The sequence below is a fragment of the Polaromonas sp. genome (assembly GCF_018780625.1).
GTDB lineage: Bacteria > Pseudomonadota > Gammaproteobacteria > Burkholderiales > Burkholderiaceae_C > Polaromonas.
Genome location: NZ_JADMJK010000102.1, coordinates 1 through 2,711, shown reverse-complemented (window position 1 = coordinate 2,711; position 2,711 = coordinate 1). Strand labels below are relative to the sequence as shown.

Genomic DNA, 2,711 nt, shown 5'->3' with positions numbered 1-2,711 from the left:
GCGGTGGTCAACCTGCTCGACCAGAAGCTGTGGAACCAGAACCCGGACTTTTTCAGCTACACGCTGTCCAAGGCGGCGCTGGAAGCGGCCGGCACCATGCTGGCCATGGCACTGGCGCCGCAGGTGCGCGTGGTGGGCGTGGCGCCCGGGCTGACGCTGACCAGCCACTTGCTGACGGACGAGCAGTTCGCGGCGCGCCACAAGCTGTCGCCGCTGGGCCGCTCGTCCACGCCGGCTGACGTGGCGGCGACGGTGAAGTTCGCGCTGGAAAACGCATCGATCACCGGCACCACGCTGCTGGTCGACGGCGGCCAGCACCTGATGAAATTCGAGCGCGATTTTTCGCTGATGTGAGCCGCCCGGCAACGCATTCCAAGCGTCGGCAATGGCTGACAGACACAACCCCTGACTTATTAGAGACTGGCACCATGTTCAACACCCGGGGCACCCAAATCCTCACCCTGACCGGCTTGCGTTTCGACGCCAACCTGGGCATCCTGGAGCACGAAAAAACCGCACCCCAGCCGATCCAGGTCGATGCCGAACTGAACCTGGGCACGCAGCCGCTGCTGCCCCTGGACGACGACATCTCCGGCGTGCTGGACTACCGCAAGGTGCGCCAGATCATCATCACCGAATGCACGGCCGAGCATGTCAACCTGCTCGAAAGCCTGATCGGCAAGCTGGCGCACCGGCTGATGCAGCTGCCCGGCGTGCTGGGCGTGCGTGTAAAAATTGCAAAACTTGAAATATTTGACGACTGCGAAGTAGCCATTCGCGTCGAGACAGGACAGTGGTAACCGATATGAGTGCAGTGTGGACAGACGAGCAGGCCGAGAGTTCGGCGCGGGTGCAAAACGCGATGAAGATTGAACGCGAGGAGCACAAGCTGGAAAAGCGCCTGTGCCGCGAGGTCGGCCGGGCGATTGTCGACTTCAACATGATCGAGGAAGGCGACAAGGTCATGGTCTGCGTCTCGGGCGGCAAGGACAGCTACGCGATGCTGGACATCTTGCTGAAGCTGCAAAAGCGCGCACCGATCAACTTCGAGCTGATCGCCGTCAACCTCGACCAGAAGCAGCCCGGCTTTCCCGAACAGGTGCTGCCCGACTACCTGACCAAGCTGGGCGTGCCGTTTCACATCGAGAACCAGGACACCTACAGCATCGTGACCCGCGTGATTCCCGAGGGCAAGACGCTGTGCTCGCTGTGCTCGCGGCTGCGGCGCGGCATCTTGTACCGGGTGGCGGGCGAGCTCGGCTGCACCAAGATCGCGCTCGGCCACCACCGCGACGACATGCTGCAGACCTTCTTCTTGAACATGTTCTTTGCCGCCAAGCTCAAGGGCATGCCGCCAAAATTAGTCAGTGACGACGGCAAGAACATCGTGATCCGCCCGATGGCCTACGTGACCGAAAAAGACCTGACGCGCTGGGCCCAGGTGCAGGATTTCCCGATCATTCCGTGCACGCTGTGCGGCAGCCAGGAAAACCTGCAGCGCAAGCAGGTCGGCAACATGCTGCGCGAGTGGGAGCAAAAGCATCCCGGCCGGCTGGAGAACATGTTTGCAGCCTTGCAAAACATCGTTCCCTCGCACCTGATGGACAGCAAGCGCCACGATTTCAAGGGCATCAAGACCACCGGCATCGCCGACCCCGAAGGCGACAAGGCCTTTGACGCCGAAGAATTCAGGGAAGCCGCCCTGCCGGGTGTGTCGGTGATTGGCATCACGCCGCTTGGCGCGCGCTAAGCTTGCAAGCCCGGGTTTTCTTTCAGCCAACTTTCTGGAGGCCGTATGAAACGCGTATTGTCAGCACTTTGCACCGTCGCCGTTCTGGCGCTCTCCATGGCGGGCTGCTCGACCGCACGGCTGGTCGACAGCGATGTCACCGCTTTTTCCCGCTGGAGCGCAGCCCCGCCAGCGCCCGGCACGCCCTACCGGTTTGAGCGCCTGCCGTCACAGCAGACGTTTGCTGCGCAGCAAGACCAGGTCGAAGCGCTGGCGCGAACCGCCCTGGCCAAGGTCGGCCTTGACTTGAACCCCACCGTTGCCCGCTACAGCGTGCAGGTGGTCCTTGCCACGCTGGTTCTGGAGCGCGCGCCTTATGGCGGCGCCGGGTATGGCGGCTTCGGGTTTCCGATGCCGGGTTTTTTTCTGGGCGGCGGCAGTCGGGGCGCATCGCTGGGCATGTCCTTTCCCATGCACTTTCCAGAGCCTTACTTCAAGCGCGAACTGAGCATTTTGATGCGCGAGTTGAGCACCGGCCAGATTGTGTTTGAAACCCGGGCCGTGCACGACGGCGTGTGGAGCGACACCCTGGCCGTTCTGCCCGCGATGCTGGACGCCGCGCTGATGGGCTTTCCGCAGCCGCCGCCCGGCACGCGCCGGGTCAATGTAGAAATTCCACGCTAACCGTGAGCCACTGAAGCACCATGACTGAAGCCACCCGCATCATTGCCATCCGCCACGGTGAAACCACCTGGAATGTCGACGCCCGCATTCAGGGCCACCTGGACATCCCGCTCAACGATACTGGCCGCCAGCAAGCCGAGCGCATGGCACTGGCCCTCAAGGACAGCCCCATCACGGCTATTTACGCCAGCGACCTGACCCGGGCCTGGGAAACGGCGCACTACCTGGGGCGCGCGCTTGACCTGGAGGTGACCCGGGAAGAGGGCTTGCGCGAACGCGGTTTTGGCGACTTCCAGGG

5 protein-coding genes are annotated in these 2,711 nt (G+C 62.8%); all 5 read left to right on the top strand.

Translation table 11 applies throughout. The features are described from left to right. On the top strand, positions 1–354 hold a 354-nt coding region (locus IV091_RS09375), incomplete at its 5' end, for an SDR family oxidoreductase (protein WP_293467995.1). Positions 355–428: 74 nt separating this feature from the next. Beyond that, positions 429–800, top strand: a complete 372-nt coding sequence (locus tag IV091_RS09370; RefSeq protein WP_293467993.1) for a dihydroneopterin aldolase — start codon at positions 429–431, stop codon at positions 798–800. Positions 801–805: 5 nt separating this feature from the next. Further along, positions 806–1,750, top strand: a complete 945-nt coding sequence (gene ttcA / locus IV091_RS09365) for a tRNA 2-thiocytidine(32) synthetase TtcA (protein ID WP_293467991.1) — start codon at positions 806–808, stop codon at positions 1,748–1,750. 45 nt (positions 1,751–1,795) lie between these two features. Beyond that, positions 1,796–2,413 (top strand): DUF4136 domain-containing protein, encoded by a 618-nt coding sequence (locus IV091_RS09360; RefSeq protein WP_293467989.1) that lies wholly within the window; start codon positions 1,796–1,798, stop codon positions 2,411–2,413. A 20-nt stretch (positions 2,414–2,433) separates the two neighbouring features. After that, on the top strand, positions 2,434–2,711 hold a 278-nt coding region (locus tag IV091_RS09355), incomplete at its 3' end, for a histidine phosphatase family protein (protein ID WP_293467987.1).

What these genes read in the sequence shown, in the direction of transcription:
- IV091_RS09360 (WP_293467989.1), top strand. Translation starts at nt 1,796, where the DNA reads ATGAAACGCGTATTGTCAGCACTTTGCACCGTCGCCGTTCTGGCGCTC.
- IV091_RS09370 (WP_293467993.1), top strand. Translation starts at nt 429, where the DNA reads ATGTTCAACACCCGGGGCACCCAAATCCTCACCCTGACCGGCTTGCGT.
- ttcA (WP_293467991.1), top strand. Translation starts at nt 806, where the DNA reads ATGAGTGCAGTGTGGACAGACGAGCAGGCCGAGAGTTCGGCGCGGGTG.